This window comes from Klebsiella sp. 2680, from assembly GCF_900198535.1.
Taxonomy (GTDB): domain Bacteria; phylum Pseudomonadota; class Gammaproteobacteria; order Enterobacterales; family Enterobacteriaceae; genus Klebsiella; species Klebsiella indica.
Genome location: NZ_FZNJ01000006.1, coordinates 188,147 through 209,593, shown reverse-complemented (window position 1 = coordinate 209,593; position 21,447 = coordinate 188,147). Strand labels below are relative to the sequence as shown.

The following is a 21,447-nucleotide window of genomic DNA, read 5'->3' as shown; positions in this document are numbered from 1 at the left end:
TGATCAGGGGTTCACATGCAGGGCACAAAAATTCGACTCTTAACCGGTGGGTTGCTGATGATGGCGGCAGCCGGTTATGTGCAGGCTGAAGCGCTCCAGCCGGACCCGGCCTGGCAACAAGGGGTGCTTGCAAATGGCTTTCAGTGGCAGGTGTTAGCGACCCCGCAACGTCCCAGCGATCGCGTCGAAATTCGCTTGTCCGTAAATATTGGCTCGTTGAGTGAGAGCACTCAGCAGAGCGGTTTTAGCCACTTTATCCCCCGTCTTGCGCTGACGCAAAGTGGTGCCCTGCCGACCATGCAGGCACGTTCGTTGTGGCAGCAGAGTATTGATCCAAACCGCCCTTTACCCCCCGCGATCGTCTCTTATGACTACAGTCTGTTTAACCTGAGCTTACCGAATAACCGTAACGATTTGCTGAAAGAGGCGTTGAGCTGGCTGGCAAATGCAAATGGTAAGCTGTCAATTACCCAGGAAACGGTCAATCACGCTTTGCAGAGCGAGGATATGGTGGCGACCTGGCCTGCGAATACCAAAGAAAGCTGGTGGCGCTATCGGCTGAAAGGTTCAACGATGCTGGCGCACGATCCGGCCGTGCAGCTGAAGCAACCGATTGATATTGCCAAATTAAAAGATTTCTATCACAAGTGGTATACGCCGGATGCCATGACGCTGATCGTCGTTGGTAACGTTGACAGTCGCAACGTCGCCGAGCAAATCAACAAAATCTTCGGTAGCCTGAAAGGCAAGCGCGAGACGCCAGCGGCGGTTCCTACGCTCTCGCCGCTACCGACAATGCCGGTCAGTATTATGACCGATGCGGTGCGCCAGGATAAGCTGTCACTGATGTGGGATGCGCCGTGGCAACCGATTCGCGACTCGGTTGCGCTCCAGCGTTACTGGCGCGATGATCTTGCGCGTGAAGCGCTGTTCTGGCACGTACAGCAGAATTTACGCAAAAGTAATATCAAGGACATCAACCTCAGTTTTGACTGTCGCGTACTCTACTTGCGGGCGCAGTGTGCGATCAATATCGAATCGCCGGCCGAACGTCTGAATGCAAACTTAACGACCGTGGCGCGCGAACTGGCGAAAGTGCGCGATAACGGTCTGTCACAGGATGAGTTTGCTGCCCTGATTGCGCAGAAAAACCTTGAGTTGCAGAAGCTGTTCGCCACCTATGCGCGCACCGATACGTATATCCTGATCAGTCAGCGGATGCGTTCGTTGCAAAACCAGGTGGTGGATATTGCGCCTGAGCAGTATCAGAAGCTGCGCCAGGAGTTCCTTAACTCACTGACGGTTGACATGCTAAACCAGTACCTGCGTCAGCAACTGTCGCAGGATATGGCGCTGGTACTGCAGCAGCCGCAGAGCGAGCCGGAATACAACATAAAGGATCTCCAGGCGACGTGGGAGAAAGTGATGGCACCTGTACCCGCCGCCGCGCCAGCGACTGAAGGCAGCAACGATGTCGCGGAAGGGAACAACGACGTGACGGATACCCCGCCAGCGCAGTAAGAAAAACCGGATAGCCATGCTATCCGGTGAGGCCGATAACAACGGTATCAGCCATTGGGCTTGCGTTTCAGCCGGGCGGCGGCTGGGGCTTTATCCGGCCAGGTAAATCAATAATATCGTTAGGTTACTGATTTAACGTGGGCCGGATCAGCGTTGCGCCGGGGAGATTACTGCGGCATCGCTTCGCGCGGGATAATCGCGCCGCGATACTGTATTACCGTGCTGGCGGTCAGATGCCCGCGTTTTGCCGCGGATTCGGCGTCTCCGCCGGTCAGGCGTACCGCCAGATAGCCAGCGCTGAACGAATCACCTGCCGCTGTGGTATCAATCACACGTTCTTTTGGCAGTTTTACCGCCGGAACTTCCTGTTGCGGTTGGCCAGCAATCGCCACCAGGCAGGATTCGGCGCCGCGTTTGACCACCACTTCTTCGACGCCAGCGGCGTGAGTACGCGCAATCACGTCCTCAACCGGTTTCTCCCCCCACAGGGCATCTTCATCGTCAAGGGTCAGGAAAGCGATATCGGTGCAGGTCAGCATCTGCTGATAAACCTGCTGCGTCTCCTCTTTGCTGCTCCACAGGCGAGGGCGATAGTTGTTATCGAAGATCACTTTGCCGCCGTTCGCGCGGCATTGGCGCAGCAGGGTCAGCAGTTTTTCACGGCTGGCGGGACTGAGGATCGCCAGACTGATACCGCTGAGATAGAGATAGTCAAAGGTCGCCAGTGCTTCACAGATCGCCGCAGACTGTTCGCTTTCCAGCCAGAACCTGGCCGCTGCTTCATTGCGCCAGTAGTAAAAGGTCCGCTCGCCGGTATCGTCGGTTTCGATATAGTACAGGCCCGGTAAACGGTCGGCCATACGCTGAATCAGGTCGGTCTGGACATTTTCGCGCTGCCAGGATTCGAGCATCTGTTGACTAAAGGTATCAGTTCCCAGTGCGGTGACGTAGTGCACACTCAGTGCGCTGGCGTCGGTCTGACGAGCGATATAGACGGAAGTGTTTAGCGTATCGCCGCCGAAGCCGCGGTTTACTGCCGCCCCTTTTTCTGACAGTTCAATCATACATTCGCCAATGACGGCAATTTTCTTCGACATAGTGATGACCTGAAATTAAATCAATATTCGTTCTAGTGTGCGCTGGGTCGCTTTTATGGTCAACCATATTAAAACAACGTTCCATTATTTTTTTGACCTGACGCGGATTATGTGACGGAGACCGCAATTGTCAGCGTCATTGGCTTTTCCGGTGTTTACCGGATGGTCACGTGGCAAGGAACAGGCGAATCCGGATTGGGCGATGTGGTCGCTGATGAAAAATAGCGGGGTGAAATGTCGCCCCTGGCTGCAATGCGCCGGGGGCGAAGAGCGTTACAGCGACTGATGACGCGTTTCGTGAGTGAGCAGCAGGGCAATCATCGTCAGCGTCGCCATTGCGGCCAGGTAGAGCCCCACCGCAGGCAGGCCGTAATTGCCCTGCAGCCAGGCGGCGATATACGGCGCCACGGAAGCGCCGAGGATCGACGAGACGTTATAGGAGAACGAGGCGCCCGTGTAACGAACTTCCGTCGGGAACAGCTCTGGCAGCAGCGCGCCCATCGGGCCAAAGGTCAGCCCCATCAGGCTCAGACCAAGCAGCAGGAAGACAAAGACCAGCAGAGGGCTGCCGGAGCCGAGCAGCGGTTTAAAGGCAAACAGCGCGAAGAGAATGATCAGGGCCGTGATGACGACCATGCTCTTACGGCGGCCAAATGCATCTGCCAGCATGCCGGCAACCGGTATCATCACGCCAAAACCAATAACCGCCATCATCAGCATCCACAGCACTTCGTTGCGCGGCAAACCGAGACCAATCGGGGCAGCGGCGGTGCTGAAGGTCATGGAGTAGACGGTCATGATATAAAACAGCGTGTAGGTCGCCAGCATGATAAAGGTGCCGAGGACAGTAACGCGAATGTGTTTTGTCAACAGCGTGCCTAACGGGATTTTCACCTGTTTCTTCGCGGCGGCGACTTTAGCGAACACCGGCGACTCGTGCAGGGACACGCGAACGTACAGACCGATGATCACCAGCACGGCGGAGAAGATAAACGGCAGACGCCAGCCCCAGTCCATAAATTGCTGGTCGGTCAGCAGCCAGGAGAGCAGCAGGAAGGTGCCGTTAGCGAAGAAAAAGCCGATAGGCGCGCCCAGTTGTGGGAAAGAACCATACAGCGCGCGCTTGCGCGACGGCGCGTTTTCCGTCGCCAGTAACGCCGCGCCGCCCCATTCTCCACCGAGACCCAGACCCTGGCCAAAACGCGCCAGCGCCAGCAGCATCGGCGCCATAATTCCGATAGTCTCATAGCCAGGCAGCAGGCCGATAACCACGGTGGAGATCCCCATGGTCAGCAATGAAGCCACCAGGGTCGTTTTACGGCCTACCCGGTCGCCAAAGTGACCAAATACCGCGGATCCGATAGGGCGGGCAATAAAGGCGATAGCAAACGTCGCCAGCGACTGTAGCGTGGCGGCAGCAGGATCGCCCTGCGGGAAGAAAATGTGCGGGAAGACAATGACCGCTGCAGTGGCATAGATATAGAAGTCAAAGAACTCAATGGCGGTACCAATGAGTGAGGCGACCACGACTTTATTGCGTGAATTAACCGGGACGGTTTCCTGAGCGTTGTCGAGTGTTGTGGCTGTGGATTGCATAGATCTTTCTTATTTTTTGCGAACGAAGGGCCATATAGCCACAGCATCAGGGACATTTCAATCTGTAACAAGGGGAGCGATAGCCTGAAAAAGAGGCAAAAAGTGGATAATTTTTGTTACCGGAAAATAACTTCTATGAAATGCTTCACATAATTCAAGTTATGGTTGATAAAACCAGTTTCTGGTTAAAGAAAAGTTACGTGTTGGATTTATCTGCTGAAATAATAGGTTGGGCTGAATTTTGCGTCTTTATTCAGCCCAGTAATGATTTAATCGTGGGATTTGCCCGGCATCCGATGGTCGCCTTTATACTCGGCAGTCGCAATCCATGCGGCGCAGAAAAGCGTCAGGCGGGCGAAGAAATAAAAGAATGCCATTATCCCCAGTACCGAGCCGAATGCCGCTCCTGAAGGGGACTTCACCAGCGCCGGTAGCGTCCAGGTCATAATGATTTTGATTATCTCAAAGCCGACCGCCGCAATCAGCGTGCCGCGAATCAACGCCTTGCGGCGAGGACGGTGGCGCGGCAGTCGCCAGAAAATCCAGAAAAACAGCAGATAGTTGGCGAAAATAGAGATTGCGAGACCAATCAGTCGCCATGCGGGTTTCAGCCATTCGATATTATCGAGATAAAGCGCCGAGATAATTATCCGCTGGGCGGAACCTGCCACTGAGGTGATCGATAAGGTGATCACTAATGCAACCAGCAGGCCGATCAGCGAGATAAGGTCGCGGAAATACTTTACCCAAATCTTCTCCTGATCCTGCGGCGTGCGTTCCCAGACGTCACGCGACTGGGCGCGAATCGCCTCGCGCAGGTTGCCCATCCAGTTAATCCCCGAATAGAGCGCGACCAGCAGGCCGACGATACCCACCGCGGTGCGCTGCTGGACGGCGGTGTTGATGGTATTTTTCAGCGTTGCGGCGAGAGTCGGGTCGCTCACGTTGAGCAAAATTTTATCGAAGATATCCTGTAGTAAGGTGGGATGCGAAGCCAGCACAAAGCCGGCGGCCGCAAAAGAGACCATCAGGATAGGGATCATCGACAAAAACGAGAAGTAAGTGATGGCGGCGCCAAACTGATTGCCAAGCCTGTCGTTGAAGCGCTCGGCGGCGCGAATGAGGTGCGCAATAATGGGGTTGCGCTGGACTTTTTCTGCCGTTCCGGTGACGGTTTTCAGTGCCTGATTGGCCTTTTTCGCCACGGCAGAATCATTAATCGCGGCTATCGTGCTTTTGTTTTTATCCGGCGGCGAGCCAGGTTCCTGGGGCGGGCGTTGAGCGTCGTTTTCCGGCGTCATAACGTTTTTCTTCCTTTTTTTACAGCGGTATTCATCAAAATTATATACGTAAAATCGTTGATACGGTGTCTGATTCCTAATCGACATAGGTTTTCATCAGCCCGCCTAACCACTCCATAAACAGGTGTACCCGACGTGAAAGATTACGCCGGTGGGGATAAATCAATGAGACCGGTAATGGTTCGGCGCGGTAATGAGGCAGAATTTCTATCAGTTCACCGGTGCGCAGCATGTCACGCACGCCAGTTCGCGGAACCTGAATAATTCCCAGACCCGCCAGACACGATGCCTGATAGGTTTCAGTACTGTTGACGGTCAGCACGCCGCCGATTTTAACCCAGCGAACCACGCCATCGCTGAATACTTCAAATCCCAGTGGGCGTACGCCGAGGTTGCTCGCGTAGTGGATCAGCGCATGATCGACCAGATCATCAAGGGACTGCGGGTAGCCGAAGCGCGCCAGATAGTGCGGGCTGGCGCAGTTAATTTGCGTGAGTTTACCCAGAGGCCGCGCGATCAGCCCGGAGTCCTTCAGCGTACCGACGCGAACTACACAGTCAAACCCTTCGCGGACGATATCGACCAACCGATCGCTGCTGCTGAGCTCCAGTTCGATACCGGGATATTGTTGCAGAAATGCCGGTAGCCGCGGGATGACCAGCTTTTTCGCTATCCCGACGGGCATATCTACCCGTAAACGACCGCTGACACTGGAGGGATCGAGCTGGAACATGCCGTCCAGTTCATCAAGATTGCTGAGCAGATCCTTTGCGCGTTCGTAGTAAACCATACCGTCCTGCGTCAGTTGTACCCGGCGGGTCGTACGGTGCAGCAGGCGAGTGCCAAGATGGTTCTCCAGCGCCTGAATCTGGCGCGATACGCTCCCTTTCGGTAGGCCGAGGATATCGGCGGCACGGGAAAAACTCTCCAGTTCCGCGACCCGAATAAACAGCTGCATTGCGTGAATTCTATCCATCCCGGGGGCCTATTGTTATTGATACAGAAACAGTAAAACGCAATTTCCTATATTTATTGTTTTTATAGCAGCTAATAAGCTCTTTAACTATGCAAACGCAAGCAAGAAGGGGGTTCTGATGACACAACGTATCGCTTTAGTCACCGGCGGGAGCCGCGGGTTGGGAAAAAATGCGGCATTAAAGCTGGCAGAGAGGGGAACCGATATTATCCTGACCTGGCACAGCAACCAGCAGGCGGCGCTGGACGTTGTCGCTGAAATTGAACGAAAAGGCGTAAAGGCGGCGGCATTACCGCTCAACGTCGGCGATAGTCATCGTTTTGACCGCTTTGCTCATAAGATGATGGAATTACTTCAGCAGCACTGGCAGCGGGATAGCTTCGATTATTTATTGAACAATGCCGGTATTGGTCTGAACGTTCCCTTTGCTGAGACCAGCGAAGCCCAGTTTGATGAGCTGATGAATATCCAGTTTAAAGGACCGTTTTTCCTTACTCAGCGCCTGCTGCCGCTGTTAGCTGACGGCGGACGCATCCTGAATGTATCCAGCGGGCTGGCGCGTTTTGCGCTGCCGGGCTATGCGGCTTATGCTGCCATGAAAGGCGCGATGGAGGTGTTGACCCGCTATCAGGCGAAAGAACTGGGGGCGCGGGGAATTTCGGTCAATATTATTGCCCCTGGCGCCATTGAAACCGATTTTGGCGGCGGTGTAGTGCGGGATAACGCGCAGGTTAATCAGTATATCGCCGCGCAGACTGCGCTGGGAAGAGTGGGTCTCCCGGACGATATCGGCGACGCGATTGCCGCGCTGCTCAGCGATGACCTGCGCTGGATGAACGCCCAGCGCGTCGAAGTTTCCGGCGGGATGTTTTTGTAATCTTTTTTCCTCTACGGGGGATGGTCCGGCGAGCCGAAATAATTCGGCTCGCCGGAGAACACCGTCATCAGGTCGTCGCGGGGAGCGATACCGCCGTGGCATAAGACGTCAGGCATGGCTGAGTCCCTGAAGCGCGTATGCCAGGCATCAATGCTGGAAGCCGCGCGCTTTTACAGGGGTTCGCCATACAGACCAATGAGCCGACGCACGACGCCGTTGGTCCAGCCGAAGCCATCCTGCAGCGGATATTCGCCGCCGCCGCCCTCATGCGGGGTGGCGCTGGCGATATGGTACTTTTCGATCAGCTTATGGTGCCGTTTGTAGAAATGGTTTACCGTTTGCAGCCAGCTGTGAGCTATCTCATCCCCGAGCGGATCCTGACCGTACATTTTAAATCCTTGCACCGCCATCCACTGTAGCGGTGCCCAGCCGTTGGGTTTATCCCACTGTTCGCCGCTTTCGTACTCGGTGGCCATAATCCCGCCGGGAGTCAGCAGACGCGCGCGAACCGCATCGGCGAGCCTGTCGGCCTGCTCATGCGTCGCCATACCGACGTACAGCGCAACGATACTGGCGGCGGAGAACAGGGCCAGCTGTTCGCGGCGCCAGTCGTAGTCGCGAAAACAGCCGCCTTCGTCATCCCACAGGTAGCGGGTCACCGCTGCCCGGCGGTCGTTGGCTTTCTGGCGAAAAGCGGCCTCTGTGTCCCGCTCTCCTTTCAGGCCGGAGAGATTGGCGATGGTGTTCTCCAGCTTGAATAAAAAGGCGTTCAAATCAATCGGGATAAACTGGGTGGTGCGAATACTTGCCAGCCTGGTGATATCCCGTAGCCAGCGGCTGGAGTAATCCCAGCCGGATTCCGCTCCGGCGCGCAGATCGCGGTATACTTCGTTTGGCGGTCGCCCGGAGCGCTTCGCGGTTGCCACATCTTCCCCCCAGGATTCATCGCGCGGCGTATCGCGATCGTCCCAGTAGCGGTTGAGCAGCGAACCGTCCGGCATGCGCACTACGTGGCGATAGGCCTGATTGGGCACCAGCGATTCAGCGCCGTCCATCCAGAAGCTGTATTCCATTTGCAGATGGTCAAGATAACGTCTGGCGCCGCGAACGCCATCTTCCTCAAATAGCTCCACCATCAGCGCGAAAACCGGCGGCTGCGAGCGGCTGAGATAGTAGGTGCGGTTGCCGTTCGGAATATGGCCGTAGATTTCAATCATCCACGCGAAGTTGTCCGCCATACATTTCAGCAGATCTTCGCGGCCGCTTTCCGCCAGCCCTAACATGGTGAAATAGGAGTCCCAGTAGTAGGTTTCGCTAAAACGCCCGCCGGGGACGATATACGACTGCGGCAACGCCAGCAGCGACGACCAGGGAATATGATCCTGCGGCTCGCGGGTCAGAATTGGCCACAGGGCATCAATGTGTTCTTTCAACGATCGATTGGGATCGGAAACGTAATCCTCGGCGCGGTTGTCCGGCAACCAGAAATGCTCTTCAATAAACTGGCGTAAATCGAATTCGGACGTGCGTTTTACGCGCCGGTAGTGAAGCAAAATATCCAGCGGATCCTGCTTCGGCGCACAGTCGGGAAAGGTTTTGCTGTCGGCAAAAATACCTGACTTCTGGACATGGGTAAACAGTTCCAGATAGCGGTCTGCAGGGGTCAGGGCATCTGACGCGGGCAGCCCTTCAATAATCTCCGGTTCCGGTTCAACGTCGAACATTTCATCCAGTTTTAACTCGTACGGATCGGCTTCGTAGCATGGATCGTTTTCGATCCTGAGTTCATCGGCATCAGCGTTACGTAATTTCTGGCTGAACATAATGATACGGACCTCCGGATTGCGTCAGTAGAGGATGCCGGGAGCACCCGACCTGTCTATTAAGCGTAGACATTCGCAGCGGGGGAGGGAGGATAAAATGTGCGATAGATCACGTTTTATTATTAAGATGAGGTAACGGGATATAGCCCTAATTAACTGATCTACCGACTTAAAAAACGCTTCATCGTTGGGTGTTCGCCTGACGAATTTAGAGCATTCGTTTTGCAACAAAATCTAAATTTTCGGCTGATGACCAACCTGTCTCAGACATTATGCTCGCATTTTCGCCGGGTAATTCCGGAACAACACGCTTTGTCTGCAATCTGCAATTCCCCGGCATTTGCACGGCGCGCGATTATTCCCATGCGGCTTCCAGCATCTCCAGTAGCTGCTCGCTGGTCAGCATAACCGGGTTGGCTTTCATCGATGATGAGCCGCAGGCGGCAAGGGCCGCTGGCTCCAGCGCTTCGTGCGGTACGCCGAGCTTCCGCAGGTTTCCCAGTCCGGCGCGCTGACTCCACTCGCGGAGGCTCTGCCAGGCGCTGTCCGGCTCAACGCCCAGCCCGGCGGCCAGCCACTGGCGCACATCAGCAAAGCGTTGACGGACCTTCTCGTCACTTATTTGCGCTTCATTCAGCGCCAGACCGAAGGGGAGCAGGCTGCCGCAAAGCGCGCCGTGGGCGGCATGGCTCAGGCCGCCCAGCGGTCCAGCCAGGCCGTGGATCGCGCCAAGCCCGGCATTCGCTAATGCCAGCCCGCCGCACAGGCTCACCCACGCCATCTCATCGCGGCTGTCCGGGCACTCTTTTTCCATCAGCGTTCTGAGGGCCTTAATGCCGCGCGGGATTGCATCCCGACACAGGGCGTCGGTAAAAGGATTCGCGCGGGCGCACAGCCAGGGCTCGATAACCTGCGTGAGGGCGTCGAGACCGGACGCTAAGGTGACTGCGCGTGGCGCATTGTCGGTGAGCGACGGGTCGACAATCGCCAGATCCGGCAGCATCCGGTCGTCGCGCAGGCTGACTTTGCGTTGTTGCCCGGGAACGTTGATCACCGCGTTTTTTGTCACTTCCGCGCCGGTACCGGCGGTGGTAGGAATGGCGACAAACGGCAGCGGATCGGCCTCTAATTCGCGCCCGTTACCGACCACTTCCAGATAGTCGATTGCGGGTCCCTGAACCGGAACCAGTGCGGCAATAGCTTTACCCGCGTCAATCACCGCGCCGCCGCCGAGGCTGACCACCGCGCCGATGCCCTTTTCCCGCGCCAGGCGAACGCCTTGTTCAATATCCTGCAGGCAGGGTTCATGGGCGATTGCCAGCGTTGTGACGTTCAACTGGCAGGTATGTAATTCGTCCAGTAAAGGCTGTGCCCGTTGCAGGCTGGCACCGTGAACCAGCAGTATCTGCGCTGAACGCCCGGCAAGCCAGGAAGCAGCGCTACACGCAAGGCCGCGGCCAAAACGGATATTGCCCGGCGTTAAAAGGTTAAAAGTAGTCAACATGTCGGGGTCCTGTATCGAAGAACAATTTTGCAATCCACTATAGCCGAAATCATTCGGGTTGCAGGGAGGCGGTAATCACATGAATTTCGATGGGCCGGGTTCGGTAAGCGCTTTGCCTGAACGCGCGTAACCAACGCTTATGTCCCTGGAAGTACACATTATCCGGCTGTACACATGCGAACGATGGAGTATGGTGAAACTATCATCTCTTTTGATTGAGGTATTGCTGACAATGATAAAAATACTGGGCAAGCGCTCATCAATTAACGTGCGTAAAGCGCTGTGGACCTGCGAGGAAGCGGGGCTGGAGTATCAGCAGGAGGATTATGGCAGCGGATTCCGGTCGATTGAGACCCCGGAATTTCGCGCGCTCAATCCGAATAGCCTGGTGCCGGTGCTGCTGGATGATGATTTTGTGCTGTGGGAGTCGAACAGCATTTGCCGTTATCTGGCGCGGAAAGCGGGGCGGGACGATCTGCTCCCCGCCGTGCCGCAGGCTGCTGCGGAGGTCGAACACTGGATGGACTGGCAGGCAACCGAGTTTAACAATGCCTGGCGCTACGCCTTTATGGGGCTGGTGCGTAAGGACCCGCGGTTTCAGGACCCGGTGGCGATAAAAGAGAGCATCGCCGCCTGGACCCGCTGCGTGCAGATCGTGAATGCGCAGCTGCAGCAAACCGGAGCATGGATCACCGGCAGCCAGTTTACCCTTGCGGATATTGTGCTTGGCCTGTCGGTGCATCGCTGGAAAATGACGCCGTTCGCGCACCCTGAAATGGCGCAGGTTGAACGCTGGTATATGGCGTTGAACCAGCGTCCGGCCTTTAAGCGCCACGGGAACAATGGCGTGGCGTAGAGATAAAAAGGCGCGCCGGGGAGTCATGCTGGTTAGTTAAGGGCAGTCAGTTGTGTTTATGGCTGCCTGAGCGGTTCCGTTAATCGGTGGTGATGGTGGATTTTTCGTTTTACCTATTTGATTCAGTGGCCTGTTCCGTTCACGGTTAATACGAGGATATTCTTCATATGCATTGCGTGTGAACGGCCAGGGGGACGTTTCGCTCGTCCCCCTGGACCCCCGGCATGGCGCTGAAAACCTGCCGCTGCGCGGTCCGCTCCACTCCGGCTTCATCTGGCGGACCGGCTGAGACGCGGCATCCTTGCCGCGACTCAGCCTCTGGCCGCCCTCTGGCCGCCCTCTGGCCGCCCTCTGGCCGCCGTCCTGGCGGCCAGTCCTGGATGCGCGCCTGCGTTCTCGCCAGGTTTCCTTGATGCGCCAAACCCCTTGCGGTAAGCCTGAGCTGAAATGGTAACTCCCCAGTCGCTGTAGGCCAGAAAAAATCGACGATGTCGTCAGTCTTGTAGCCGTATCGCGCTTTCACCATAACCACCGAAAAAGCGATTACCGTTGACCAATAAAACAGAAGACAACGCCGGTGACTCGCTTAACCGATCGGCACTACTCCGGTGAGCGTCTTTTGAGTGCCAGATCATAGGATGACGAGCGTTTTAGCGCATGGTCACAAACTCTTCCGCCGCCGTCGGGTGGATCGCCACCGTATTGTCGAAGTCTTTCTTGGTTGCGCCCATCTTCAGCGCCACCGCAAAGCCCTGCAGCATTTCATCCATACCGAAGCCGATGCCGTGAATGCCGACAATTTTCTCTTCCGGGCCGACGCAGACCAGCTTCATGCGGCACGGCTGACGGTGCGAGGTTACGGCGGTATACATGGCGGTAAAAGAGGATTTATACACTTTTACCGCGTCATCGCCGTACTGTTCGCGCGCCTGCGGTTCAGTTAAGCCGACGGTGCCGACAGGTGGATGGCTGAAGACCACGGTCGGGATGTTGCTGTAATCCAGATGTTCGTCCGGTTTGTGGTTAAACAGACGCTCGGAGAGGCGACGGCCGGCGGCCACGGCTACCGGAGTCAGCTCAACGGCACCAGTATTATCGCCAACGGCGTAGATGCCCGGAACGTTAGTATTCTGGAACTTATCGACGATGATGTAGCCTTTGTCGTTGGTCTCTACGCCGGCTGCGGCCAGGTTGATGTTATCGGTCGCCGGTTCGCGGCCAATCGCCCAAATCAGGCAGTCGACGGTCTGGCTGCGGCCATCTTCCAGCTCCAGAGTCAGGCTGCCATCAGCGTTCTTCACCACCGCTTTCGGAATGGCATGGGTATGCAGTTCCGGGCCTTCAGCGTTCATTACCTCAACCAGCGTTTCAACGATCAGCGGATCAAAGCTGCGCAGCGGCGCGTGTTTGCGCACGAACAGATGAGTTTCCGCGCCCAGACCATTAATCACCCCGGCCAGCTCAACGGCGATATAGCCTGCGCCAACCACCGCAACGCGTTTTGGCAGCGCCGGAAGCGCGAAGAAACCATCTGAATCGATACCGTACTCGACGCCCGGAATATTCGGATGGCTCGGGCGTCCGCCGGTGGCGATCAGGATATGATCGGCGGTAATGGTTTCGCCATTCACTTCCACAGTTTTCGCATCGACAAAGCGGGCGAAACCTTTAATCACGTCGACCTTGTTTTTGCCCAGCACGTTATCGTAGGAGGTGTGAATACGATCGATATAGGCGCTGCGGCTGGCGACCAGTTTCTCCCAGTCAAAGTGATTGATGGTGGCGTCAAAGCCGTAATCCGGGCCATACAGATGGATTGCTTCGCGGATTTGCGCCGCGTGCCACATCACTTTCTTCGGTACGCAGCCGACGTTAACGCAGGTACCGCCCAGATCTTTGGCTTCAATCAGCGCGCACTTCTGGCCGTACATTGCCGCACGGTTGATGGAGGCGATACCGCCGCTACCGCCGCCGATAGCGATGTAGTCATAATGTTTGGTCATGGCTCTGGTCCTTAATGATTGAATGGCCGCGATTGTAGCGCGAGGCGTAAAAGGTTCCACCGATGGTTGCGATTACTCAGGCACGATCCAACTGACGGTCGCATGGCCGATGCCGGTCGGCACCAGCGTTTTATGCAGCCACGGCAGAACGTTGTTCATCTGTTGCTCCAGCTTCCATGGCGGATTGATCACAATCATCCCGGAGGCGGTCATCCCGCGCTGGTCGCTGTCCGGGCGTACCGCCAGCTCGATTTGCAGAATTTTGCGAATGCCGGTGGCTTCTAACTCTTTGATCATACGCTTAATTTGTGCCCGTAAGACCACAGGATACCATAGCGCGTAGGTGCCGGTGGCAAAGCGTTTGTAGCCTTCATGAATACCGGTTACCACCGCCTGGTAATCGGTTTTTATTTCGTAAGGCGGGTCGATAAGCACCAACCCACGGCGGGAAACCGGCGGCAGCTTCGATTTAAGCTGTTGGTAGCCATCGGCTTTTTCTACCCGGGCGCGATTGTCTTTCTGAAACTCGGCACGCAGCAGCGGAAAATCGCTCGGGTGCAGCTCGGTCATCTGCAGGCTGTCCTGCTCGCGCAGCAGCTGGCGGGCAATCAGCGGCGAGCCTGGGTAGTAACGCAACTGGCCGCTGCGGTTGAAGTGCTGGACAACGGAAATATAGGGTTCCAGCTCGGCGGGCAGATCATCCTGCTGCCAGATGCGGGCGATACCGTCGAGATATTCGCCGGTACGCTCGGCGTGTTCTCCGCTCAGCTGATAGCGACCAGCGCCGGCGTGGGTGTCCAGATAGAGAAACGGTTTTTCTTTCTCTTTGAGTGATTCAATGATCAGGCTCTGAACGGTATGTTTAAGCACGTCGGCGTGGTTGCCTGCGTGAAAGCTGTGACGATAACTGAGCATGGATACGGTGATTCCGGGAATTAAACAAGATAACCGGTAGTTTACCGCAGATCCGCCTCGATTACCGCTGTGGCGCCGTCTTGTTTCGATTCTGGCTAAAGCGTTGCAAAACATAACGCTGTCATAAAAGTGTCAAACGGTGGCGTTAGCGTTGCCGGCAGGCAAGGTAATTATTTGAATATACCCGTCATACTTCAAGCTGCTTATGTGTTGGCTACGCTCGTTCACCTCAGTCACATAGTTATCTATGCTTCTGGGGAATCACTCCCTTGCCGTCTTTAAGCAACGCGAATTATTTAGGATATAAAGGAAAAATAATGAAACTGCAAATCTCACTGCTGGCATCGGCGTTAATCCTGGCGCTGCCGGTTCTGGCGAAGGATATCCCGTTGAATCAGGCGGCGGCAATCGCCAACAGCGTGACGCCAGCCGCCGCCAGCCCGGCCTTTGACGCGCTGGAGAACCAAAGCCTGGCGCAGTTGCGTAACGCGCTGAAGGGCGATGCGCCAACGCTCACTCGCGATCGGTTAACACACGCCAGGCAGAATAAAATTCAGGCGGATAAAGCGTGGCTAAAAGCCAGCGGCTATGACTTCCAGGTTAAAGCCAACCAGCAGGCGGGGATCGCACTCCTTTCGGCGTTCAGCACGCTGCCGAAGACGGTGATACAGCAAAACCTTGAGACGGTCACCGCGATTAACCGCGATGCGGTACAAACCACCCGCCATCAGGCGCTGGCGGATGCCGAGGGCATCAGCTATCTCTATTTTCTCAGCGATGCAATGGGTCCGCGTCTCGGAAAAGCTTTCCTCTCCGCCTACGATAAAGGCGAACTCAGCAAGGCGGCGGCGCTGATTAAAGCCTCCGAAGTGAGTACCGGAGCGGCCAAAAAACACTTTAACAACCCGCGCCCGTTTCTGATTCAGGGCAATACCATCCATCTGGTGCCGGATGATGTGGTGGTGAAGGATAACAAACCCTATACCGCAGACGGTGGTTCGTTCCCGAGCGGGCATACGAATACCGGTTATACCGATGCGCTGCTAATGGCGGAGATGATCCCTGAGCGGTTTGACGCACTGGTGACCCGCGGCGCGCGTTACGGTTACTCGCGTATCGTGTTGGGCGTGCATTATCCGCTGGATGTGATGGGGTCGCGGATGGTGGCGCAGCGTAATGTCGCGCACTATCTGAATGACGCTAAGTACCGCGCATTGTTCAATGAAGCTCGCGATCAACTACGCACAGCGCTGGCGAAGGAGTGCGGCATGACGCTGGCGGAGTGTGCAAAGGCGCCAGCGAAGGATGATCCGTACCGCGACCCGGCAATGCGCGATTTTTATCGCTTTACTATGACCTACGATTTGCCGCAGCAGAAGGGTGAAAAGCAGCGCCTGAAGGTGCCGGAGGGAGCGGAAGTGTTGCTGGAGTCTGCGTTGCCGACGTTGTCCGCCGCGCAGCGTCGGGCGCTGATGGTCAAAACGGCTTTGCCTGCGGGATATCCGCTGTCGGGTGAAACCAGCGACCAGCAGTTCTGGCAGCGGCTGAATTTGCCTGCGGCATACGAGATGGCGGTCAGCGCGCATTGAAAACAGAGGGGACGGCGTTCCTGCCGGGCGGCGGCCAGCCCGCACGGCGCTTTTGTTGCCCGGCAAGGCGACGTTTAATGTGTGCCGGGCAAGGGGCAGGTTATCGCCGATTTAGCTCTCTTTTGGCGCTTTTACTGCCGGAAGTGCCCGACTGACCGGCACCGGCAGCCAGGCGCGAATCAATAGCCCGCCACGTTCACTGGAACCCAGTTCCAGTTTGCCATTATGGTTATCGATAATGCGCTGGACAATCGCTAATCCCAGCCCGGTTCCGCTGATTGTACGGGCGCTGTCGCCGCGCACAAACGGCTGAAACAGATGCTCGCGCTGCTCCGGTTTAATTCCTGGTCCGTCATCTTCCACCTGGAACCAGGCCCGGTTGCCTTCGCTACCGCTGCTGACTTTAATCCAGCCGTTGCCGTAACGGGCGGCGTTGACCACCATATTCGCCAGCGCGCGTTTGATGGATAGCGGATGCACGCTTAGCAGAATTTCGCCCGGTTGCAGATCGGTGACGATTTCGCGCTCGTAGCCGCTTTCCGCCGCAATCACTTCGCCCAGCACCGAGTTGAGGTCTGCCATCTCCATCGGCATCTCCTGACCGGTACGCAGGTAGTCGATGAATTGTTCGATAATGGCGTTGCACTCTTCGATGTCCTTATTAATGGACTCCGCGAGATAGCCGTCCTCTTCGCTCATCATCTCCGTCGCCAGACGGATACGCGTTAGCGGGGTACGCAAATCATGGCTCACTCCGGCCATCAGCAGCGTCCGGTCGTCCGCCAGTTGCTTCACGCCTGCCGCCATATGGTTAAAAGCGCGGGTTACCGAGCGCACTTCAGAGGCGCCGTATTCGCGCAGGGGCGGGGGAATAATGCCGCGTCCGACCTGAAGCGCGGCATGCTCCAGATCGACCAGCGGCCGGTTCTGAATACGAATAAATAGCCAGGCGCCGCCAATCGCCAGCAGCATAATCGCCAGGGTATAGCGGAACAGCGGCGAAAAGTCGCCCTGATGGATTTCGGTCAGCGGGACGCGCACCCAGATATTGGGCGAGAGCCAGGTTTTCAGCCACACCACGGGGGAGCTTTTATTGACCTCCACCCGCACTTCGGTTGGCCCGCCAAGCTGGTGCGCCATCTGCTGGCTTAAAAATTCATAATGCTGCGCCCAGCGCAGGCCTGCGTCTTCCGCCGCTTCGTTAGAATAGAGCGAAATGCCCAGCTCGCGGTAAATCTCGCGGCGAAACGCCGGCGGCACCACCAGTTGCGTGCCATCTTCCAGTTGCAGCTTATCGGTCATCAGCATACGGACTTCGTAGGCCAGAACCTTATTAAACTGCTGAAGACTCGGCAGAATCGCGAAATTCAGCACCACTAAATAGGTCGTCACCAGGCTGGCGAACAGCAGAGTGACGATCAGTAACAGCGTGCGGGCAAACGAGCTTCGCGGCGAAAAACGCACGCGTTTCATGCCTTAGAACCGTCCGGGACGAATACGTATCCCAGACCCCACACGGTCTGGATATAGCGTGGATGCGCCGGATCTTCTTCCACCATGCGGCGCAGGCGGGAGATTTGCACGTCGATGGAACGCTCCATTGCTGAATATTCACGACCACGGGCGAGGTTCATCAGCTTATCGCGGGACAGCGGTTCGCGCGGATGGCTGACCAGCGCTTTGAGCACCGCGAATTCACCGCTGGTCAGCGGCATCGGCTCATCTTCGCGGAACATTTCGCGCGTACCGAGGTTCAGCTTGAACTTGCCGAAGGCGATCACCGCCTCTTCCTGCGAAGGGGCGCCCGGCAGTTCGTTAGCCTGGCGACGCAGCACGGCGCGGATACGGGCCAGCAGTTCGCGCGGGTTGAACGGTTTCGGGATGTAGTCGTCGGCGCCGATTTCCAGACCCACGATACGGTCAACTTCTTCCCCTTTCGCCGTCACCATAATGATCGGCATCGGGTTACTCTGGCTGCGCAGGCGGCGGCAAATGGACAGGCCATCTTCTCCGGGCAGCATGAGATCCAGCACCATCAGGTGGAAGGATTCACGGGTCAGCAGGCGGTCCATTTGTTCGGCGTTCGCCACGCTTCGAACCTGGAAGCCTTGCTCGGTCAGATAACGTTCGAGTAGCGCACGCAGACGCATGTCGTCATCGACAACCAGAATCTTATAATTCTCTTGCATTGTTTATACTCCCAAAGGTTCACTGCAATTGTCAGTGCGTATTCTCAAAAAAGCCCGGGTCGCTCACCAGCGAAATCTGGTATATATTCCAGGCTAAATTGTTACAAAGCATATTTAACAGCAGCTTAAGTATACATTTAAGCATAAGCCACATTATTTATCCTGTTGGTATTATTACGTGCGATGAATTGTGCGTAGCATGGTACAACGATCTGCAATCAGGAGCCGGAACCTGCGATGAGAACGCCGCTGATCACCCGTGAAGGGTATGAGAAACTAAAAAAAGAGATGGACACCCTGTGGCGTGAAGAGCGCCCGGAGGTCACGAAAAAAGTGACCTGGGCGGCGAGCCTCGGCGACCGCAGCGAAAACGCTGATTATCAGTACAATAAAAAGCGCCTGCGTGAAATCGACCGCCGGGTACGCTACCTGACCAAATGCCTTGAACATCTGAAAATCGTTGATTATTCGCCGCAGCAGGAGGGGAGAGTGTTCTTCGGCGCGTGGGTGGAAATTGAAAACGATGATGGCGATACCATGCGCTTTCGTATCGTCGGTTACGATGAAATATTCGGTCGCAAGGATTACATCTCTATCGACTCGCCGATGGCGCGCGCGCTGCTGAAAAAAGCGGTCGGTGATTTAGCGATCGTGAACACGCCCGCCGGTGAGGCGACCTGGTACGTGAACGAAATTGAATACGTTAAATGAGCCCGCAATCCGCGCCGGAACATTCCGAGAGACTGTGGTCGCGGCTGGTATTTTGCCGTGTCAGTCCGTATAACTATGCCCCTGATTTTTGATCCTAAAGATGAATTAACCTCATGATGAATGATTCGCTCTGCCGCATTATTGCGGGTGAACTTCAGGCCAGGGCTGAACAGGTAGAAGCTGCCGTTCGCCTGCTTGATGAAGGGAATACCGTGCCGTTTATCGCACGCTATCGTAAAGAAGTCACTGGCGGTCTGGATGACACGCAGTTGCGTAATCTGGAAACCCGCCTGGGTTATCTGCGTGAACTCGACGATCGTCGCCAGGCGATCCTCAAGTCCATCGGCGAACAGGGCAAGCTGACCGATGAGCTGGCTAACGCCATCAACGGCACGTTAAGTAAGACCGAACTCGAAGACCTCTACCTGCCCTACAAACCCAAACGTCGCACCCGCGGGCAAATCGCCATCGAAGCCGGACTTGAACCGTTGGCCGACCTGCTGTGGACAGACCCGTCCCACACCCCGGAAACGGAGGCGGCAAAATATATCAACGCTGACAACGGCGTGGCGGACGCCAAAGCGGCCCTCGACGGCGCGCGCTATATCCTGATGGAGCGCTTCGCTGAAGACGCGGCGCTGCTGGCGAAAGTGCGCGATTATCTGTGGAAGAACGCCCATCTGGTGGCGACCGTCGTCAGTGGCAAAGAGGAGGAAGGGGCGAAATTCCGTGATTATTTCGATCATCACGAACCGATCGCCACCGTGCCGTCGCACCGCGCGCTGGCGATGTTCCGTGGCCGCAACGAAGGCGTGCTGCAACTGTCGCTGAATGCCGATCCGCAATTTGATGAGCCGCCGAAAGAGAGCCACTGCGAGCAAATCATCCAGGATCACCTCGGTCTGCGTCTGAACAACGCTCCGGCGGATAGCTGGCGCAAAGGCGTGGTGAGCTGGACATGGCGCATCAAAGTGCTGATGCATCTGGAAACTGAACTGATGGGCTCCGTGCGTGAGCGTGCGGAAGATGAAGCCATTAACGTCTTTGCCCGCAACCTCCATGACCTGCTGATGGCGGCACCGGCTGGCCTGCGCGCGACTATGGGCCTCGATCCGGGCCTGCGCACCGGGGTGAAAGTCGCCGTTGTTGACGGTACAGGCAAACTGGTCGCCACCGATACTATTTATCCGCATACCGGCCAGGCGGCTAAAGCGGCGGTGGCGGTTGCCGCGCTGTGCGAAAAACACAACGTTGAGCTGGTGGCGATTGGTAACGGCACGGCGTCGCGTGAAACCGAGCGTTTCTTCCTTGACGTGCAGAAACAGTTCCCGAAAGTGACGGCGCAGAAAGTGATCGTCAGCGAAGCCGGAGCATCAGTGTATTCCGCTTCCGAACTGGCGGCGCTGGAGTTCCCGGATCTGGACGTTTCGCTGCGCGGCGCGGTCTCTATCGCTCGTCGTCTGCAGGATCCGCTGGCGGAACTGGTGAAAATCGATCCGAAATCCATCGGCGTCGGCCAGTATCAGCACGACGTCAGCCAGACCCAGCTTGCCCGTAAACTGGATGCCGTTGTGGAAGACTGCGTAAACGCCGTCGGCGTCGATCTGAACACCGCGTCCGTGCCGCTGCTCACCCGCGTGGCGGGCTTAACGCGCATGATGGCGCAGAATATCGTCGCCTGGCGTGATGAAAACGGTCAGTTCCAGAATCGCCAGCAGTTGCTGAAAGTGAGCCGCCTGGGGCCGAAAGCGTTTGAGCAGTGCGCGGGCTTCCTGCGTATCAATCATGGCGATAACCCGCTGGATGCCTCAACCGTGCACCCGGAAGCCTATCCGGTGGTTGAGCGAATTCTTGCCGCGACCCAACAGGCGCTAAAAGACCTGATGGGCAACAGCAGCGAGTTGCGCAATCTGAAAGCGGTGGATTTTACCGATGATAAATTCGGCGTGCCGACGGTGTCCGACATCATCAAAGAGCTGGAAAAACCGGGGCGCGACCCGCGTCCGGAGTTTAAAACCGCGCAGTTCGCCGATGGCGTGGAGACGATGAACGATCTGCTACCGGGGATGATTCTTGAAGGCGCGGTCACCAACGTTACCAACTTCGGCGCGTTTGTCGATATCGGCGTCCACCAGGATGGTCTGGTACACATCTCTTCCTTGTCGAATAAGTTCGTTGAAGACCCGCACACGGTGGTCAAAGCGGGCGATATTGTGAAGGTCAAAGTCATGGAAGTCGACCTGGCGCGTAAGCGCATCGCCCTGACCATGCGTCTGGACGAACAGCCGGGCGAAACCAGTGCCCGCCGCGGCGGCGGCAATAACGAGCGCTCTCAGGGTAATCGTCCGGCAGCGAAAGCGGCGAAGCCGCGCGGTCGCGACGCGCAACCTGCGGGCAATAGCGCGATGATGGACGCGCTGGCCGCAGCAATGGGTAAAAAACGCTAACCGCTTCCCGGCCTCTCTCGCTGAGGGGCCGATTTCCCTCAG

The 21,447-nt window shown here is 56.5% G+C and carries 17 protein-coding genes; 7 read left to right on the top strand and 10 right to left on the bottom strand.

From position 1 onward, the window contains the following. Window positions 1-15: 15 nt before the first annotated feature. On the top strand, window positions 16-1,521 hold the full coding sequence (locus tag FN037_RS21605; RefSeq protein ID WP_142503133.1) for a M16 family metallopeptidase: 1,506 nt from the start codon (window positions 16-18) through the stop codon (window positions 1,519-1,521). A gap of 167 nt (window positions 1,522-1,688) precedes the next feature. Here FN037_RS21605 and FN037_RS21600 read toward each other — a convergent pair whose 3' ends face one another. Beyond that, window positions 1,689-2,618, bottom strand: a complete 930-nt coding sequence (locus FN037_RS21600; RefSeq protein ID WP_138359496.1) for a sugar kinase — start codon at window positions 2,616-2,618, stop codon at window positions 1,689-1,691. Between the two features lie 127 nt (window positions 2,619-2,745). On the opposite strand from FN037_RS21600, the gene FN037_RS24410 reads away from it, so the two are divergent. After that, window positions 2,746-2,904 (top strand): hypothetical protein, encoded by a 159-nt coding sequence (locus tag FN037_RS24410; RefSeq protein WP_171034814.1) that lies wholly within the window; start codon window positions 2,746-2,748, stop codon window positions 2,902-2,904. Here FN037_RS24410 and FN037_RS21590 read toward each other — a convergent pair. The 3 genes from FN037_RS21590 to FN037_RS21580 all read right to left on the bottom strand — a co-directional run bounded on the left by FN037_RS21590 (window position 2,892) and on the right by FN037_RS21580 (window position 6,491). Continuing rightward, window positions 2,892-4,214: an MFS transporter gene (locus FN037_RS21590; RefSeq protein WP_138359492.1), complete on the bottom strand. Its 1,323-nt coding sequence runs from the start codon at window positions 4,212-4,214 to the stop codon at window positions 2,892-2,894. The genes FN037_RS24410 and FN037_RS21590 overlap by 13 nt on opposite strands. Before the next feature lie 269 nt (window positions 4,215-4,483). Beyond that, the gene (gene yhjD, locus FN037_RS21585; protein ID WP_138359490.1) at window positions 4,484-5,515 is read right to left on the bottom strand and encodes an inner membrane protein YhjD; all 1,032 of its coding nucleotides are present in this window, start codon (window positions 5,513-5,515) and stop codon (window positions 4,484-4,486) included. A 76-nt stretch (window positions 5,516-5,591) separates the two neighbouring features. Next, on the bottom strand, window positions 5,592-6,491 hold the full coding sequence (locus tag FN037_RS21580) for a LysR family transcriptional regulator (protein ID WP_138359488.1): 900 nt from the start codon (window positions 6,489-6,491) through the stop codon (window positions 5,592-5,594). 118 nt (window positions 6,492-6,609) lie between these two features. Here FN037_RS21580 and FN037_RS21575 point away from each other — a divergent pair, with 118 nt between their 5' ends. Further along, complete coding sequence (locus FN037_RS21575) at window positions 6,610-7,368, top strand: SDR family NAD(P)-dependent oxidoreductase (RefSeq protein ID WP_142503132.1); 759 nt, start codon at window positions 6,610-6,612, stop codon at window positions 7,366-7,368. Between the two features lie 170 nt (window positions 7,369-7,538). On the opposite strand, the gene FN037_RS21570 is transcribed toward FN037_RS21575, so the two are convergent. Both FN037_RS21570 and FN037_RS21565 read right to left on the bottom strand, forming a co-directional pair. Continuing rightward, a complete protein-coding gene (locus tag FN037_RS21570) occupies window positions 7,539-9,191 on the bottom strand; it encodes an alpha,alpha-trehalase (RefSeq protein ID WP_142503131.1) in 1,653 nt (550 codons plus the stop codon). A gap of 355 nt (window positions 9,192-9,546) precedes the next feature. Further along, entirely contained in the window at window positions 9,547-10,695 is a 1,149-nt protein-coding gene (locus FN037_RS21565; protein ID WP_142503130.1) for an iron-containing alcohol dehydrogenase, read from the bottom strand. 232 nt (window positions 10,696-10,927) lie between these two features. Here FN037_RS21565 and FN037_RS21560 point away from each other — a divergent pair, with 232 nt between their 5' ends. Next, on the top strand, window positions 10,928-11,551 hold the full coding sequence (locus FN037_RS21560; protein ID WP_138359480.1) for a glutathione S-transferase family protein: 624 nt from the start codon (window positions 10,928-10,930) through the stop codon (window positions 11,549-11,551). 650 nt (window positions 11,552-12,201) lie between these two features. On the opposite strand, the gene gorA is transcribed toward FN037_RS21560, so the two are convergent. After that, on the bottom strand, window positions 12,202-13,554 hold the full coding sequence (gene gorA / locus FN037_RS21555) for a glutathione-disulfide reductase (RefSeq protein WP_142503129.1): 1,353 nt from the start codon (window positions 13,552-13,554) through the stop codon (window positions 12,202-12,204). Between the two features lie 72 nt (window positions 13,555-13,626). Further along, window positions 13,627-14,469: a 23S rRNA (adenine(2030)-N(6))-methyltransferase RlmJ gene (locus tag FN037_RS21550; RefSeq protein WP_138359476.1), complete on the bottom strand. Its 843-nt coding sequence runs from the start codon at window positions 14,467-14,469 to the stop codon at window positions 13,627-13,629. 317 nt (window positions 14,470-14,786) lie between these two features. Between FN037_RS21550 and FN037_RS21545 the strand changes: the two genes are divergently transcribed. Next, the gene (locus FN037_RS21545) at window positions 14,787-16,058 is read left to right on the top strand and encodes an acid phosphatase (protein ID WP_142503128.1); all 1,272 of its coding nucleotides are present in this window, start codon (window positions 14,787-14,789) and stop codon (window positions 16,056-16,058) included. 111 nt (window positions 16,059-16,169) lie between these two features. Here FN037_RS21545 and envZ read toward each other — a convergent pair whose 3' ends face one another. Together envZ and ompR are read right to left on the bottom strand one after the other, a co-directional pair. Further along, window positions 16,170-17,531, bottom strand: a complete 1,362-nt coding sequence (envZ, locus tag FN037_RS21540; RefSeq protein ID WP_138359472.1) for a two-component system sensor histidine kinase EnvZ — start codon at window positions 17,529-17,531, stop codon at window positions 16,170-16,172. Next, complete coding sequence (gene ompR / locus FN037_RS21535) at window positions 17,528-18,247, bottom strand: two-component system response regulator OmpR (RefSeq protein ID WP_001157751.1); 720 nt, start codon at window positions 18,245-18,247, stop codon at window positions 17,528-17,530. Before ompR ends, envZ begins: the two co-directional genes overlap by 4 nt. A 237-nt stretch (window positions 18,248-18,484) precedes the next feature. Here ompR and greB point away from each other — a divergent pair, with 237 nt between their 5' ends. Both greB and FN037_RS21525 read left to right on the top strand, forming a co-directional pair. Then, window positions 18,485-18,958 (top strand): transcription elongation factor GreB, encoded by a 474-nt coding sequence (gene greB / locus FN037_RS21530; protein WP_138359470.1) that lies wholly within the window; start codon window positions 18,485-18,487, stop codon window positions 18,956-18,958. 113 nt (window positions 18,959-19,071) lie between these two features. Then, window positions 19,072-21,405: a Tex family protein gene (locus FN037_RS21525; RefSeq protein ID WP_138359468.1), complete on the top strand. Its 2,334-nt coding sequence runs from the start codon at window positions 19,072-19,074 to the stop codon at window positions 21,403-21,405. The last annotated feature ends 42 nt before the right edge of the window (window positions 21,406-21,447 follow it).

Coding starts and splice junctions, on each gene's coding strand:
- FN037_RS21575 (WP_142503132.1), top strand. CDS start 6,610: ATGACACAACGTATCGCTTTAGTCACCGGCGGGAGCCGCGGGTTGGGA.
- FN037_RS21545 (WP_142503128.1), top strand. CDS start 14,787: ATGAAACTGCAAATCTCACTGCTGGCATCGGCGTTAATCCTGGCGCTG.
- FN037_RS21570 (WP_142503131.1), bottom strand. CDS start 9,191: ATGTTCAGCCAGAAATTACGTAACGCTGATGCCGATGAACTCAGGATC.
- FN037_RS21550 (WP_138359476.1), bottom strand. CDS start 14,469: ATGCTCAGTTATCGTCACAGCTTTCACGCAGGCAACCACGCCGACGTG.
- gorA (WP_142503129.1), bottom strand. CDS start 13,554: ATGACCAAACATTATGACTACATCGCTATCGGCGGCGGTAGCGGCGGT.
- FN037_RS21525 (WP_138359468.1), top strand. CDS start 19,072: ATGATGAATGATTCGCTCTGCCGCATTATTGCGGGTGAACTTCAGGCC.
- FN037_RS21590 (WP_138359492.1), bottom strand. CDS start 4,214: ATGCAATCCACAGCCACAACACTCGACAACGCTCAGGAAACCGTCCCG.
- FN037_RS21605 (WP_142503133.1), top strand. CDS start 16: ATGCAGGGCACAAAAATTCGACTCTTAACCGGTGGGTTGCTGATGATG.
- FN037_RS21560 (WP_138359480.1), top strand. CDS start 10,928: ATGATAAAAATACTGGGCAAGCGCTCATCAATTAACGTGCGTAAAGCG.
- ompR (WP_001157751.1), bottom strand. CDS start 18,247: ATGCAAGAGAATTATAAGATTCTGGTTGTCGATGACGACATGCGTCTG.
- yhjD (WP_138359490.1), bottom strand. CDS start 5,515: ATGACGCCGGAAAACGACGCTCAACGCCCGCCCCAGGAACCTGGCTCG.
- FN037_RS21600 (WP_138359496.1), bottom strand. CDS start 2,618: ATGTCGAAGAAAATTGCCGTCATTGGCGAATGTATGATTGAACTGTCA.
- envZ (WP_138359472.1), bottom strand. CDS start 17,531: ATGAAACGCGTGCGTTTTTCGCCGCGAAGCTCGTTTGCCCGCACGCTG.
- FN037_RS21580 (WP_138359488.1), bottom strand. CDS start 6,491: ATGGATAGAATTCACGCAATGCAGCTGTTTATTCGGGTCGCGGAACTG.
- greB (WP_138359470.1), top strand. CDS start 18,485: ATGAGAACGCCGCTGATCACCCGTGAAGGGTATGAGAAACTAAAAAAA.
- FN037_RS21565 (WP_142503130.1), bottom strand. CDS start 10,695: ATGTTGACTACTTTTAACCTTTTAACGCCGGGCAATATCCGTTTTGGC.